The 13,615-nt window shown below is 40.7% G+C and carries 18 protein-coding genes; 1 reads left to right on the top strand and 17 read right to left on the bottom strand.

Annotated features, from left to right (window positions below):
* The 7 genes from fliL to QR721_RS13895 all read right to left on the bottom strand — a co-directional run bounded on the left by fliL (nucleotide 1) and on the right by QR721_RS13895 (nucleotide 4,163).
* The gene (gene fliL, locus QR721_RS06080; RefSeq protein WP_348029563.1) at nucleotides 1-420 is read right to left on the bottom strand and encodes a flagellar basal body-associated protein FliL; all 420 of its coding nucleotides are present in this window, start codon (nucleotides 418-420) and stop codon (nucleotides 1-3) included.
* On the bottom strand, nucleotides 413-634 hold the full coding sequence (locus QR721_RS06075) for a flagellar FlbD family protein (RefSeq protein WP_348029562.1): 222 nt from the start codon (nucleotides 632-634) through the stop codon (nucleotides 413-415). The genes fliL and QR721_RS06075 overlap by 8 nt, the downstream gene beginning before the upstream one ends.
* Nucleotides 635-678: 44 nt before the next feature.
* Complete coding sequence (gene flgG / locus QR721_RS06070; protein ID WP_348029561.1) at nucleotides 679-1,488, bottom strand: flagellar basal body rod protein FlgG; 810 nt, start codon at nucleotides 1,486-1,488, stop codon at nucleotides 679-681.
* Between the two features lie 85 nt (nucleotides 1,489-1,573).
* Nucleotides 1,574-1,951 (bottom strand): TIGR02530 family flagellar biosynthesis protein, encoded by a 378-nt coding sequence (locus QR721_RS06065; RefSeq protein ID WP_348029560.1) that lies wholly within the window; start codon nucleotides 1,949-1,951, stop codon nucleotides 1,574-1,576.
* Nucleotides 1,952-1,966: 15 nt separating this feature from the next.
* On the bottom strand, nucleotides 1,967-2,479 hold the full coding sequence (flgD, locus tag QR721_RS06060) for a flagellar hook assembly protein FlgD (protein ID WP_348029559.1): 513 nt from the start codon (nucleotides 2,477-2,479) through the stop codon (nucleotides 1,967-1,969).
* A 10-nt stretch (nucleotides 2,480-2,489) separates the two neighbouring features.
* Nucleotides 2,490-3,944, bottom strand: coding sequence for a flagellar hook-length control protein FliK (locus tag QR721_RS06055; RefSeq protein ID WP_348029558.1), 1,455 nt, complete (start codon nucleotides 3,942-3,944; stop codon nucleotides 2,490-2,492).
* A 12-nt stretch (nucleotides 3,945-3,956) separates the two neighbouring features.
* On the bottom strand, nucleotides 3,957-4,163 hold the full coding sequence (locus QR721_RS13895; protein ID WP_431189535.1) for a magnesium transporter MgtE N-terminal domain-containing protein: 207 nt from the start codon (nucleotides 4,161-4,163) through the stop codon (nucleotides 3,957-3,959).
* Between the two features lie 109 nt (nucleotides 4,164-4,272).
* Here QR721_RS13895 and QR721_RS13890 point away from each other — a divergent pair, with 109 nt between their 5' ends.
* Entirely contained in the window at nucleotides 4,273-4,695 is a 423-nt protein-coding gene (locus QR721_RS13890) for a DUF3147 family protein (RefSeq protein ID WP_431189520.1), read from the top strand.
* On the opposite strand, the gene fliJ is transcribed toward QR721_RS13890, so the two are convergent.
* The 10 genes from fliJ to hslU all read right to left on the bottom strand — a co-directional run bounded on the left by fliJ (nucleotide 4,625) and on the right by hslU (nucleotide 13,597).
* On the bottom strand, nucleotides 4,625-5,071 hold the full coding sequence (gene fliJ, locus QR721_RS06045; RefSeq protein WP_348029556.1) for a flagellar export protein FliJ: 447 nt from the start codon (nucleotides 5,069-5,071) through the stop codon (nucleotides 4,625-4,627). The genes QR721_RS13890 and fliJ overlap by 71 nt on opposite strands.
* The gene (fliI, locus tag QR721_RS06040) at nucleotides 5,072-6,391 is read right to left on the bottom strand and encodes a flagellar protein export ATPase FliI (protein ID WP_348029555.1); all 1,320 of its coding nucleotides are present in this window, start codon (nucleotides 6,389-6,391) and stop codon (nucleotides 5,072-5,074) included. It abuts the gene before it with no gap.
* On the bottom strand, nucleotides 6,388-7,134 hold the full coding sequence (gene fliH, locus QR721_RS06035) for a flagellar assembly protein FliH (RefSeq protein ID WP_348029554.1): 747 nt from the start codon (nucleotides 7,132-7,134) through the stop codon (nucleotides 6,388-6,390). Before fliH ends, fliI begins: the two co-directional genes overlap by 4 nt.
* Nucleotides 7,127-8,140 carry a flagellar motor switch protein FliG gene (gene fliG / locus QR721_RS06030; protein ID WP_348029553.1) on the bottom strand — a complete coding sequence of 338 codons (1,014 nt, stop codon included), beginning with the start codon at nucleotides 8,138-8,140 and terminating at the stop codon, nucleotides 7,127-7,129. Before fliG ends, fliH begins: the two co-directional genes overlap by 8 nt.
* A gap of 12 nt (nucleotides 8,141-8,152) precedes the next feature.
* Nucleotides 8,153-9,751, bottom strand: a complete 1,599-nt coding sequence (gene fliF, locus QR721_RS06025) for a flagellar basal-body MS-ring/collar protein FliF (protein WP_348029552.1) — start codon at nucleotides 9,749-9,751, stop codon at nucleotides 8,153-8,155.
* Between the two features lie 93 nt (nucleotides 9,752-9,844).
* Entirely contained in the window at nucleotides 9,845-10,147 is a 303-nt protein-coding gene (gene fliE / locus QR721_RS06020; RefSeq protein WP_431189519.1) for a flagellar hook-basal body complex protein FliE, read from the bottom strand.
* 36 nt (nucleotides 10,148-10,183) lie between these two features.
* Nucleotides 10,184-10,636: a flagellar basal body rod protein FlgC gene (flgC, locus tag QR721_RS06015; RefSeq protein ID WP_348029551.1), complete on the bottom strand. Its 453-nt coding sequence runs from the start codon at nucleotides 10,634-10,636 to the stop codon at nucleotides 10,184-10,186.
* 2 nt (nucleotides 10,637-10,638) lie between these two features.
* Complete coding sequence (gene flgB / locus QR721_RS06010; protein ID WP_348029550.1) at nucleotides 10,639-11,031, bottom strand: flagellar basal body rod protein FlgB; 393 nt, start codon at nucleotides 11,029-11,031, stop codon at nucleotides 10,639-10,641.
* A gap of 332 nt (nucleotides 11,032-11,363) precedes the next feature.
* Nucleotides 11,364-12,143, bottom strand: a complete 780-nt coding sequence (gene codY, locus QR721_RS06005; RefSeq protein WP_348029549.1) for a GTP-sensing pleiotropic transcriptional regulator CodY — start codon at nucleotides 12,141-12,143, stop codon at nucleotides 11,364-11,366.
* Nucleotides 12,144-12,202: 59 nt separating this feature from the next.
* Entirely contained in the window at nucleotides 12,203-13,597 is a 1,395-nt protein-coding gene (hslU, locus tag QR721_RS06000) for an ATP-dependent protease ATPase subunit HslU (RefSeq protein ID WP_348029548.1), read from the bottom strand.
* Nucleotides 13,598-13,615 lie beyond the last annotated feature (18 nt).

Genomic DNA, 13,615 nt, shown 5'->3' with positions numbered 1-13,615 from the left:
TTACTGCAAAATCTTGTTAACTGTATATACATCTGTTACTTTTCCTTCTTGCATTACTTCATTTAGCTTGATTTTCATTTTATTCTCAAGTTCTGGCAAGCCTGATTTAAACTGCTTTTCATTCATGGTACCAAGTTCTTTGATTAGAATATTCTTAATTTGAAATTCACGTTGCTCAATTTCCTTACGAGCCCCTTTTCCGTCTGTAATAATGCGGAATTGGATTTTCACGAAACTTCCATCATCAAGATCTGTTGTCATTTCCGGAGTTTCGTATGAATATTCCACCATATCCGAAATGGACGCCTTAGCTTCTTTCCCGTCTTTTCCACTAATGTTGAGGAAAATGACAGTGGTGATCGTCCCACCAAGGAGCATTACGACAAGCATAATTACCATCATTTTAATTGTCTTATTCATCTGTGTCACCTGCCTCGAATGTATGAATACCGCCCAAACCGATTCTTTGATAAAAAGCCATAGCTCGCTGGATCACTTCAGCCTCGGTATTGCGCACAACGAATTTCTTACCATTAGAAAGGGTGATTGTTGTATCTGGAAAAGACTGGATCTGCTCAATAAGCAATACATTCAGCGTAAAGGCATCACCATTTAATCTATTCAATGAAATCATAGGAATTGCGGTGACGCGTTCAGATTACACGCCACCTATCCCCCTTATCGTTTTAGATTAACAAGCTCCTGAAGAATTTCATCGGACGTTGTGATGATGCGAGTATTCGCCTGGAAACCGCGCTGAGCTGTAATCATTTCAGTAAATTCCTCGGAAAGGTCGACATTGGACATTTCGAGTGCACCGGAAATAATCTCACCCGCACCACCATTTCCTGGCTCTGTTAAAGTAGCTCCTATAGCTCCCCCTGAGTTAGCAGTAGTTCTATATAAGTTACTACCTAATTTCTCTAGTCCTCCTGGATTTGTAACTAAGAAAAGTCCAATTTTTTGATTGCTCACTGCAGTGCTTGTTCCGTTGACATCAGTAATATAACTGACTGATCCATTCTGTTGAATGCTCAGGCTTTTCGCACCATTAGGAATATTAATTTTCTGTCCTGCTGTATCTAAAACATTGTATCCGTCGGCAGTAACTAAATCTCCGTTTTTATCCAGTGAAAAGTTCCCTGATCGTGTCAAAAGCTTTTCGTTACCATTTTGAACAACAAACATTCCATCACCTTGTATCATTAAATCCTTTGTTTCATTGGTATTTTGCATAAAACCTTGAGTATGAATTGTATCAATCGAGCCTATTTTAGATCCTGTTCCAACTTGCTTTGGGTTAATTCCACCACGATTTGCTCCAGGAGCAGTGGCACCCTGCGATGTCTGACTCAACATATCTTGGAAAGCAATCCTGCCCTTCTTAAACCCAGCCGTATTCACGTTCGCAATGTTGTTACCGACAACATCAAGTTTAGTTTGGAAGTTCTTCATGCCTGAGATTCCTGAGTACATAGAACGTAGCATTTAAAAAGTCCCCTTTGGTTTTTAGTATAGGCAGCGTCAATCAGTCGGCTGCTTTTTGGCTTCCCTATCCGGGTCCGGCCTCTCTTTATTTCATCACAATCGTACCGTTAATATTTGTAAACACTTGGCTATCCGCTTCACTTCTATCCATTGCTGTAATGATCGTATGATTTTTAACACTCGCAATGAGTGCAGCATTATCTGTTAGCACGAGTGAATCTGTAACACCTTTTGCCTTTGCTTCTTTCATCTTGGACGCAATCTCATCCCACTTTTTTTCATCAAACCTGATGTTTCTCTCTTTCATGCGCAGTTCCGCATGTTTGCTAATTTTTGGTTTTTCAGCATTGCTAAGAATTTCTGCGAATTTACCAACGACCTGATTCTTCTTAGGTTTGCTCGGCAATAAGCTTTTTTTCTGAAGCTCCTGTGTTCCCACAATTTGCTGCATGCGCAAATCCATTTCTTCACTTCCTTCTTATGTCGCTTCTTCATCCTTTCCTTTAGTAGGTGGCGTTCCTTTCACTTCTCCATCAGAATTGCCAGCATTTTCCTTATCACTAGCACTTGTAATGGCATCAGCATATACTTTTTCACCGTTATCAAGTTCAAGAATAGCCCAGCCATCTTTTTGGCTAACCGCGACCACTTTCCCGTTTTTCGATTCAGTGACCGCTCCCGTTTTGTCATCTTTAATATCGTAACTTACATATTTGCCAATCATGTGACTATACTGGATAACAGGAGACACAAGCTGGCTCTGAACAAGTGTGTCAATGGACTTAGTCATGTTCATCATTTGTTCCAAAGAAGAAAACTGCGCCATCTGAGCCATGAAATCTTTATCTTCCATCGGATTTAGAGGATCCTGGTTCTGCAACTGAGTAACAAGAAGTTGCAGGAACTGGTCTTTACCCATTTCGGTACCTGGAGTGCTTCGTTTATTAGCCTGACTGCTTTGCAAATACATTGACGGATCAATTGTTGTCAAAGACGATCACCTACACTTTCGCATTCATCAAGAGTTCGCTGAAGCTTGCTTCTTCCAATTCATCAGAAGGTTGGTCGTTCGCTTTTCTTTGTCTATTCTGATGTTCTTGGTCTCTAGCATCTTGGCGGAATCCCTGTTCGTTCTGCTGAGCATTCTGAGCAGATGTTGCTTGTTGAGCATCTTGACGTTCGACCGCAACTTGATGTGGACTGAACATATGACGCAGTTGTCCTAGATTAGACTCAAGCAATTGTTTAGCCTCTGGTGATTGAACAAAAAGTTTTACCATCAATTCACCATTCACTCGTTGCATTTTCACAATTATTTCACCAAGATTTCCTGGGTTAAGCGAAATGGTCAAAGGTTTGCCGTTAATGCCGTTTTGCATGAACCGGCTCGTATCAATAATACGTGCAAACTGTGAAGTAAACTGTTCACTCTGCTGCTGATTCGATTGTAACGGTGTCAGATGGATTGCCAATTGCTCAAGTTTATGCATCGGCATCGCAGTTCCAGAAACAGTTGAGAGCTGATTGTTCGCCTCAACCGCGTTACTAATCCATTTGGCGACATCGGCTGATGTAACCTTTGACACTGTGTTGTAAACACGCTTGTCTGCCATTGTTGTGCGCTTTTGGTACGTTTCAGCAAGTGTTTTCCAAATCGAATCCACTTCAGGACTTAGTTGCTTAGCAGACTGTGAGCCTTGGCTTGTTGAATTGCTATTTAATTTTTCAAGTTGCTTTCCAAGCGCTCCCCACTGTTCTAACAGCTTAAGGACTTTCGGAGCGATTTTAGCTGGATCAGTAGCATCTGAAGCTTTAGCCATTAGAGACTGAATTTCTTCTATTAGATCGTTCCTCTGAGCATTAAGCTTTTTAATTACAGTTAAATCTGTTTTTGTCTGATAATCCATATTGACATCTAGCTTAGTTGATTGAATGTTTAAAAACTTATCCCCTTGCATGTTGTTTAAAAGGGATTGCAGTTCATCGGATACCTTTTCAACCTTAGTCAATAACTCTTCTTCAGAACTCTCACCAGCTGTAATTTCACCGGCTAAAAAATTTTGGAGTACTTCATTTAGATTCTGCAATTGATTCAATAAGTTGGGGATATCTAGTTTTTCCAAACCATCAGGAAAGACCATTAGTCCCGATTCTATTTCCTCCTCAAACTCCTCTTTAAGCTCATTTGCACCAGGTATATCAGATGTCACCAGTTTTTCAAGGCTTTCAAGTATTCCTTTTAATGCTTCCAGTTGATCCTGCGATAAATCCAATTCGGTATCATCAACAACTTCAATAGCTTGATTGATAGACATCCCTTTTGAAGCGGTAGTTTGTAAAATTTCCTGAAAAGGATTACCAGGACAAATTCCTGATAAGTCATTTATACCACTTTTTGAGTTGGAAATCCCGGAAAAATTACCCGGCATGCTTGTACTATTTCCGATAACTTGCATTTTCTCACCTCCTTAGGGGGTGCTTTCCTGTGCAGCTGTATTTTTCTTGATGAGGCGTTCAGTCAGATCAGCAGCCTTTTTAGGATCCATCTCCTGTAAAACTTGTCCTCTTGTCTGAGTCGAAAGTTCGTTCATGAGATCAATTGCCATGTCGTTAGAAAGATCTTGGACAATTAATGCAGCTTGTGCGGGATCCATCTTTTTAAATGAGCTTGCCATTTTCTTCACAGGGTCATTCTGTTCTGTTTCTTGTTGACCTGTACCCGTTGCTCCTGCAACACTTCCATTTACAGCTTGTTTCTTCTCTGCATTCTTTTCACTTTTATCTTTGTTCTTCTGTTTAGCGATATCTTGTTCTAAACTATCGACTGTACCTTCAAGCTCATCAATCTGGTCTTTCAACTTATTAATCTGTTCATCCTTTGCTTTTAAACGGTCATTCAGTTCATCACTAGTTGCTTCTTTACCAGCCGTTTTTGTTTCTTTATTTATCATCGAAGAAACACCTGGAATGTTCGATGCTTTGTCTTTTGCCCAGCTGGCAACATCAACTCCAGCAATTGCAAGGACAACGACAGTAATTGTCAGAGCGACGGCCAATGGAATGACGATAGCGAAAAAGAACCAAAGAATGGGATTCATTTTTGTCTTTTCTTCATGGTTTTGTTTGGCCATTCAAATCACCTATTCTTGTAGCTTAAGTATTGCTGGATCGAAATTTCGTCCATCATTGCTTTTTCCTCTTTTTTAATCATTTCTTCTTTTTCCTGCTGACGGTGCTCAATGATTTTCTCAAATTTTTTTACTTCAATATGAGCGTCTGCCAGTTTATCCTGTCTGATTTCCATGGCAGTTCGCGCTTGCTGAACTTCCTTTTGCAAATGAACAATTTGCTTATTCAATATTTCTATATATGCTACTTGCTCTTTGATAACATCGATAGGAGTTACTTCTTGTAGATAAGATTCATAAGCATTTTCAGCATTTTCTTTTTTCTTAAGTGCCTCATATAATTTCATGGCGACACTCTCAAAAATATTCATTGAAGTACGGTAGTCTTTCTCAGCACTTTTCTTTTCCTGTTCACGGACGTTCAGAATCTTGGACAGTGATGCAACTCCTGACATTTACACAGCACTCCCATTCAATAACATTTCCATCTGTTGAACTGTTTCTTCATACGTAACACTTTCTGTTACATGTTGCTGCAACAACCTTTTTACAGATGGGTAATATTCAATTGCTCTGTCTATCTCCGGATCTGTTCCTTTTTTATAAGCCCCGATGTGAATTAGCTCACTGTTCTCTTCATAGAGTGACATGATCGCTCTGATTTGCTGAGCAGCTTGTAAGTGTTCCTGATCCACAATTTGGTTCATTACCCTACTTATAGATTTTAACACATTTAGCGCAGGAAAATGTCCCTGCTCAGCCAACTTTCGATCCAGTACAAAGTGACCATCTAAAATGCCTCGTACTGTGTCAGCGATCGGCTCATTCATATCATCTCCATCAACAAGTACTGTATAAAAGGCTGTTATCGTCCCTTTATCACTGGTCCCTGTTCTTTCCAGTAATTTTGGCAATATGGAAAATACAGAAGGAGTATACCCCTTTGTTGTTGGCGGCTCCCCAGTTGCAAGCCCTACTTCCCTTTGAGCCATCGCTACCCTCGTTACAGAATCCATCATTAGGTTCACCTGAAAGCCTTGGTTACGGAAATATTCACTAATTGCCGTTGCCGTATATGCTCCTTTTATACGCATCAGCGCAGGCTGGTCAGAAGTAGCAACTACTACAATTGATTTTTTTAATCCTTCTGGTCCCAAGTCTTTTTCGAGAAATTCACGTACTTCACGTCCCCGTTCCCCGATCAAGGCAATTACATTGATATCCGCTCCACTATTACGGGCAATCATACCCAGCAATGTACTTTTACCCACGCCACTCCCGGCAAAAATACCTACACGTTGCCCTTTGCCTACTGTCAGAAGTGCGTCTATTACTTTGACTCCGACTTGAAATGGTTCCAATATACGGGGCCGTTCCATAGGATTTGGCGGAGCTTGCTCAGTAAGAAACTTCGTCAGCCCTTTCGGCAGTTTGGATTGATCCAATGTTTTCCCCAATGGATCAACAACTTTGCCGATTAATCCTCGGCCAATTTTGACAGTGAGTGGTTTCCCGGTAGCCTCAACAAGGCAACCAGGACCAATTTCATTAATTTCTCCATAGGGCATAAGAATTATTTTTTCCTTATTGAATCCGACAACTTCGGATAAAACTGGTTCTTTATGGTTTACTGAAGAATGTATTAAACACACTTCCCCGATATTCGCTGCAGGTCCTTCCGACTCAACCATAAGGCCAACAACTTGCTGAACTTTTCCATAGCGTTTATAAGGGTCTGCTTGAGAAATAGCGTCAAAAAAGACTTGGCTGTTCATTGTCTTCTCTCCAATGCAAGTTCATGAAGAATATCCCGAATTTCTTTGAGCTGGGTATCAATACTCGCATCTATTTGCCCATATGCATGCTCGATGACACAACCATTTTCGGTAATTTCTTCATTCAGATAGATTTGCAATTGCGCATCATGGGTAAGTAGCCGTTCTAATTCCTCTTTTTGATTAAGAACCGCCTCATAGTTCGTTGGATTCAGATTAATTGTTATAGTGCCCCGATCTTTTATTTCCTGAATCGCAGCTGATACTATAACAGCAAACTTATCTGGTTCTTCCTCAAGCTTGCTATTCATAATTTTTTGAGCAGTTGCAATTGCTAGTTCTATAATAGCATGATCGCTTTTTTCTATTGTGACTTCATAGTCCTTCTGAGCCGCTCCAAGTATTGTGTTCACTCTTTCGATGAGGTCATCATACTCTGATCGTCCCTCTTGTCTGCCTTCTTTTAAGCCGACTTCAAAGCCTTCCTGTCGTGCCGCTTCTACATAACTCGCGCGTTCGGACTCCCAGCCGCTTCTTGCTTCAGCGATTTCTGCTTCTGTCTGTTCTTGCAATTCTATTTTTTTGCGGTGCAATTCACCTAACTGATCTTCGGCAGCCTTCAGACGGGATTCGGCACTTTCGACATTTCTTTCAAATGCTTCTTCATCAATCGGCTCTTTGGGAACATATCTTTCAATTGGTCTTAATTCAATGAGACGTTCGCCCTCATATTTCCTAGACAATAATATCGTCTCCTCCACCACGTGCAATGACGATTTCACCAGTCTCTTCCAATCTTCTAATTACAGATACAATTCTTGTTTGGGCCTCCTCAACATCTTTCAAGCGGACAGGACCCATAAATTCCATCTCTTCCTTGTAAGTTTCAGCCATACGTGACGACATATTATTGAAGACGATTTCCTTAACCTCTTCACTGGCAACTTTAAGGGCAAGACGTAGGTCTTCTCCATCAACTTCACGGATAACCCTTTGAATTGCTCGGTTATCAAGAATAACAATGTCTTCAAAGACAAACATTCTCTTTTTGATTTCTTCTGCCAATTCCGGATCCTGGTGCTCCAAATCATCTAGAATTGTTCTCTCTGTACTCCTGTCTACTCCATTCAGGACCTCAACTACCGCCTGGATACCTCCAGTTTGTGTGTAGTCCTCAGTGATGGATGAAGACAGATGTTTCTCCAATACTTGCTCAACTTGCGTGATGATATCGGGCGAAGTTGAATCCATTGTTGCAATACGCTTCGCTACCTCAGCCTGCCTTTCCTGAGGCAAGGCCGACAAAATCTGACCTGCTTGTTCGGGATCCAAGTATGATAGAACGAGTGCAATAGTTTGCGGATGCTCATTCTGAATAAAGTTCAGTACCTGTTGCGGGTCTGCCTTTCTAGCAAAGTCAAATGGCCTCACTTGCAATGAAGATGTAAGCCTGTTAATAATATTTGTTGCTTCCTGCTTCCCGAATGCTTTCTCTAGGACCGTCTTCGCGTATCCTACACCGCCCTGTGAAATATAATCCTGAGCCAGCGCAATTTGATGAAATTGGTCAAGCACTTCTTCCTTCAGTTCACTTTCTACCTTTTTTACCGAGGAAATTTCAAGACTTAGCTTCTCGATTTCCTCGTCTGTCAAATGTTTATATACTTGAGCTGATACATCGGGACCAAGGGAGATTAGCAGAATTGCTGCTTTCTGCTTACCTGTCAGTCCTTTTTTCTGTCTAGCCACTGCAAGTCCCCCTTAATCTTCCGAAATCCAGCTTCTTAGAAGCTTAGAGAATTCCTCAGGTTTTTCTTTAGCCATCTTTTCCAGCTGTTTACGCTTTGCAGCTGCCTCTGTTTCTTCAGGCCGAATATCAGGAACTTCTTCTTCACCTGGAATTGTTTCCAAATATTCATCTTCCTCGTAATATTCTTCCTCTTCATTTCTTCTTTTTCTCATATAGAGAATAATACCGACAATGATTGCCGCGAGGAGAATCCCACCTGTTATATACATCCACATCGGTACACCTTTAGCTTCTGGTACTGCATTCTCCGGTGTTCCATTGAATGGTTCAAATACAATTGAAACCTTATCCGTCGGATCCACTTCCCCATATTCTTTATCTATGGAGGTAGTTATCATCGAATTCAAAATAGAATTCAATCCATTTTCAACATTCGACTGTTCTTGTGTGCTTAGAGTCTGGACTTTATCGCCATCTTTTTTAACAATATTATCGATTGCGACTTGAATGCCAAGATCCCTTATTTTATATGGACTCTCAACGATATCTTTGCGTATCTTATTAAACTCGTTGTTCACAGTTTCTTTTACAAGTTTATAATCCCCGTTGCCGTCTTGGTCAGTACCTTGATATCCTGGAACATCTTCCTCACCTGTACCAGCTACTCCACCAGCAGGCGGCTTGCCTGTATAAGTCTCGTTAACTGTTTCAATGCTTACAGGAAGACCTTCCATGTTCTCAACATCTACAGGCTCGATCAGATCTTCTTTACGGTTCTCTTTTGTAAAGTCTACATCAGCTGTTACCGAAACGATCGCTTTCTCCTGCCCGACCATAGCTCCAACCATCTGCTGTAAACGTCGCTGAATATCACGTTCTATATCTCGTTTCACAGCTTGTTGACTTGCATAATCCGAAAAATCACCTTTTTCCGAAGAGTTTTGATCAAAGTACTCAAAATATTGGTTCATAATGACGATATTATCTTCAGGAAGGTTTGGAACAGCCTTTGATACAAGATGGTATAAAGCGTCCACCTGATTTCCCTTGAATTGGTATCCAGGCTTTGTATTTAAAACAATACTAGCGCTCGCTTCTTCCCCTTTGTCCGAAACATAAAGCGCTTCTTTTGGCATATTGATCATGACTTTCGCATCATGTATACCATCAATCTGTTTTATAAGATTTGATAATTCCGTTTGTGTTGCGTCGAGTTTCATCATGTCAAATTCATTGTCTGTAATGCCCCAAGAGGCATTTTCACTAAAAAATGAGTAATCAATATTACCGCTATCTGGAATCCCCTGACCTGCAAGGTCTACAAGCAACGAATCAGCATTTTCCTCAGGTACATTTATTGTTGCGCCGTTATCCTTAATCTCATATGGAATCCCTCGAGTATCGAGCTCCGTCTTGATCTGACTTACCTCTTGCACAGTTAAATTACTGTACAACGGTACATATGTAGATCTGCCGGAGACCCAGACCAGCACGCCAATCAGCAGCAATGCGAGGAGGCCGGACGCAATTATCGCAGTTTTTTGTCCTTTGGAGCGATTTGTCCATATATCTTTTAATTTATTTTTGTATAATATCAGCTTCTCTTTCATTGGTTCCCTCCGTGAAACTAGGCAATGCTGCTTATTTGGTCAAACTCTCTGCTATGTATGGCCAGGCTGATTGCAACTGGCACTTTGCAGACATTATACTTGCATTCTCATAATTTCATTGTAGGCGTCAATTGCTTTTTTCTGCATTTGTACTGCCGTTTCCATCATGATGCTCGCTTTTTGGGAAGCAATCATGACATCATGCAGATTTTCAATTTTGCCACTGGCAAAAGCTTCTGTTTTCATATCTGATTCTGTTTGTGCATCATTTACCTTTTCAATGGCAGATTTAAGCATTTGTCCAAAATCTGAACCTCCAGATTTAACTTTTGAACTACCATTTATACCCCCAGGCTGAATTCCTGTTACACCCTCATTCAATACAGATTGAATCAATTTAATCCACCTTTCTAATTTCATTGTTTCACAGTATTACTTCCCTATTTCCAAAGCTTTCATCAGCATTCCTTTAGTTGCATTCATTGCCGTGACATTTGCCTCATAGGAACGAGTTGCACTCATAAGGTCCACCATTTCCTTTAGTGGATCCACATTCGGCATTTCGACATATCCGTCAGCATTTGCATCAGGATGGCCGGGGTTGTATACCAGTTTAAATGGTGTCTCGTCCTCTTTTATTCTTGTCGCTTTTACACCCTGTGTTCCTGTGCTGGCTCCTTTTGCTCTATTTAAATAAGAACTGAAGCTCTGTTCTGTTGGTGCTAAAGCTACCATTTTTCTGCGATAAGGAATTGCTGTTCCGTCTTCCGCCTTAGTAGCTCGAGTTGTATTTGCGTTCGCTAAGTTTGAAGAAACGACATCCATCCTGAGTCTTTGGGCCGTCAATGCACTGGCACTTGTATTAATACCTCCAAAAATCGACATGATCAGTTTCCACCTCTCAATACGTTTTGCATTGATTTAAACTTGCCGCTAATCCGATCTACCAATGTTTGATAATATATTTGGTTCTTCGCCAACTCTGTCATTTCTTTGTCTATATCCACATTATTCTCATTATTGTTATACATAGATCCATTTTTTTGGAAAGTCCGATACCCTTCAAGCTCTGTGTTGCTGAATTGAAAATGCCTTGAATCCGTCCTCTTAGCAGAAATCGAGTCTAGTTCACCTTTTAGTACATCCTTAAAAGCGACATCTTTCGCCTTATAACCCGGCGTGTCGACATTTGCAATATTATTGCTTATTGCGTTGTTTCGCGCTGCCGAATAATCGAGTGAATTCTGCAGTTTTTGGATTGTTCCGCTAAATAAATCCATAATCATTACCACCCTTAGTCCTGAACCTAAATTCCCTATATAGTTATTAATTCTTCAAAACTCAGTAATTTTCCTTTAGAATTTCCAAATTTAATAAGTCCACTTACCATATACCCACACAAAAAAATGAATAACAAGTCCATAGATACTATATCATCTAATTTATAAAGATGCATCAGATTTTTCTACATTTGTTGCAAGTTTTGCCCTTTATTTCTTAGGGATTTTTTACTAACACTAGGTACTATTATAATATACCAATTTATGACTCAATAACATAAAGATATAAAAATAAAAAACTCCGCATATTTTCCTATGCGGAGTTTTTGTCATTATTTTGAACGAAGTTTTTCTAATTCTACGAGGAATTTGTCATTCAACACTTTAATGTAAGTACCTTTCATTCCTAGCGAGCGTGATTCAATCACACCGGCACTTTCAAGTTTGCGAAGTGCGTTAACAATCACAGAGCGAGTAATCCCTACACGGTCAGCAATTTTACTTGCAACAAGCAAACCTTCCTTACCGTTCAACTCTTCAAAAATATGGTCAATCGCTTCAAGCTCACTATAAGAGAGGGAACCAATTGCCATTTGTACAACTGCCTTGCTACGTGCCTCTGTTTCAATTTCAGCAGCTTTTTCTTGAAGAATTTCCATGCCTACAACTGTAGCACCGTATTCAGCCAGAATAAGATCGTCCTCTTCAAAGCTGTCATTTAGACGGCCCAAAATCAGCGTACCAAGACGTTCACCGCCACCAATAATTGGAACAATAGTAGTCAATGAATTTTTGAAAAGCTCGCGGTTTTCAATAGGGAAAACAGTGTGACGATTCTCTATATCGAGATTTGCAGTTGTTTCATGGACAGAGAAAAGGTCTTCTGTGTAGTTTTCAGGGAATTGACGATCTTCAAGCATCTTTGTCATACGCTCATTTTCAATTTCCTGGTTAATTGCAAAACCGAGCAGCTTACCTCTACGACTTACTACAAATACATTCGCTGCGATAACATCTCTTAGTGATGCTGCCATTTCTGTAAAGTTTACTGGTTTGCCTGCTGATTTTTGCAGCATGGCATTGATTTTTCTAGTTCGTGTGAGCAATTCCATTTTAATTTCCTCCATTTTTACAGTAAGCCGTTTTCAGCTTGCTGCCGGCTTATAGCCTTCTATAAAATAAAGCGGCTTAAATCTTTGTTTCTTGCTATGTCATTTAATTTGTCATCAACATAAGATGCGGTGATCTTTATTTCTGACATATGAATATCCGGCGCTTCAAAAGAAAGGTCTTCCAAAAGTTTTTCCAATATTGTGTGAAGTCTCCTTGCGCCAATATTGTCGGTCTCCTGATTAACTTCATGAGCAATTTGTGCAATTCTTTCTATAGCTTCGTCAGTAAAGATTATATTTATCCCCTCAGTTTCCAACAATGCTGCATATTGTTTCAACAGAGCGTTCGAAGGTTCTCTAAGTATACGCTGAAAGTCTTCAATAGATAGTTTATCCAGCTCAACTCGGATTGGGAAGCGACCTTGTAGCTCGGGGATAAGATCAGAAGGTTTTGCCATATGGAACGCCCCAGCCGCAATAAACAGCATATGCTCGGTTCTTACCGGACCATATTTTGTTGTGATAGTGGAGCCTTCAACAATTGGCAGTATATCCCGCTGAACTCCTTCTCTTGAAACATTAGCACTTTGTTCACCTTTGGCAGCAATCTTATCAATTTCATCAATGAAAATGATCCCTGACTGTTCCGCACGCTGTACAGCTTCCTGTGATGCCTCATCACTATCCACAAGCTTGGCTGCTTCCTCTTGAGCAAGAAGCTTTCTAGCTTCTGCAACAGGAACACGGCGTTTTTTTCGGCGCTTTGGCATAAACGAACCAAAGGCGTCATTCATATTCATTCCCATTTGCTCCATACCCGAACCATGCAGCATATCAAACATGGAGGATGGCGATTGATCCTCAATCTCAATGGTAACCATATGGTCTTCAAGTTCGCCCATCTCAAGCTGATGCCTGATACGATTTCGACGAGAGCTGATTTCTTCATCTGGTTTTTCGTCTTCCTGATCAGAAGAGTATGAATCCCCGCCAAAAAGCATTTCAAAAGGATTCTTCATTGATGCCGACTTTTTCGCTTCCGGAACGAGCAGCTTAACAAGACGATTGTTCGCCTCTTCCTCAGCTTGTGATCGGACACTCTCCATTTTTTCCTCTCTAACCATTCGAACGGACATTTCAACGAGATCACGAACCATGGATTCCACGTCGCGCCCTACGTACCCAACTTCTGTATACTTGGTCGCCTCAACTTTGATGAATGGTGCACCAGCAAGTTTGGCCAACCGTCTGGCAATTTCTGTTTTGCCGACTCCAGTAGGACCCATCATCATAATGTTCTTTGGAATGATTTCCTCCTTGAGCTGGCCCTCCAGTTTCATTCTTCGGTATCTGTTACGAAGCGCAACTGCCACAGATTTCTTAGCTTTAGACTGGCCAACAATATAACGATCCAATTGTTCAACAATTTGCCGCGGGGTCAAATCCAATGCCATTCCAATCGGCCTCCTTGA

It is taken from the genome of Aciduricibacillus chroicocephali (assembly GCF_030762805.1).
GTDB lineage: Bacteria > Bacillota > Bacilli > Bacillales > Amphibacillaceae > Aciduricibacillus > Aciduricibacillus chroicocephali.
Note: the sequence above shows the minus strand (reverse complement) of the source record. Positions and strands in the feature narration are given on the sequence as shown.

Bases quoted from the DNA above. Each gene is read 5' to 3' on its own strand.
- QR721_RS13895 (WP_431189535.1), bottom strand. From the start codon at position 4,163: ATGGCAAGCTCATTTAAAAAGATGGATCCCGCACAAGCTGCATTAATT.
- flgC (WP_348029551.1), bottom strand. From the start codon at position 10,636: ATGTCGATTTTTGGAGGTATTAATACAAGTGCCAGTGCATTGACGGCC.
- hslU (WP_348029548.1), bottom strand. From the start codon at position 13,597: ATGGCATTGGATTTGACCCCGCGGCAAATTGTTGAACAATTGGATCGT.
- codY (WP_348029549.1), bottom strand. From the start codon at position 12,143: ATGGAATTGCTCACACGAACTAGAAAAATCAATGCCATGCTGCAAAAA.
- QR721_RS06065 (WP_348029560.1), bottom strand. From the start codon at position 1,951: ATGGATTTGCGCATGCAGCAAATTGTGGGAACACAGGAGCTTCAGAAA.
- QR721_RS06075 (WP_348029562.1), bottom strand. From the start codon at position 634: ATGATTTCATTGAATAGATTAAATGGTGATGCCTTTACGCTGAATGTA.
- QR721_RS06055 (WP_348029558.1), bottom strand. From the start codon at position 3,944: ATGCAAGTTATCGGAAATAGTACAAGCATGCCGGGTAATTTTTCCGGG.
- fliF (WP_348029552.1), bottom strand. From the start codon at position 9,751: ATGAAAGAGAAGCTGATATTATACAAAAATAAATTAAAAGATATATGG.
- fliL (WP_348029563.1), bottom strand. From the start codon at position 420: ATGAATAAGACAATTAAAATGATGGTAATTATGCTTGTCGTAATGCTC.
- fliI (WP_348029555.1), bottom strand. From the start codon at position 6,391: ATGAACAGCCAAGTCTTTTTTGACGCTATTTCTCAAGCAGACCCTTAT.
- fliJ (WP_348029556.1), bottom strand. From the start codon at position 5,071: ATGTCAGGAGTTGCATCACTGTCCAAGATTCTGAACGTCCGTGAACAG.
- flgG (WP_348029561.1), bottom strand. From the start codon at position 1,488: ATGCTACGTTCTATGTACTCAGGAATCTCAGGCATGAAGAACTTCCAA.
- flgB (WP_348029550.1), bottom strand. From the start codon at position 11,031: ATGGATTTATTTAGCGGAACAATCCAAAAACTGCAGAATTCACTCGAT.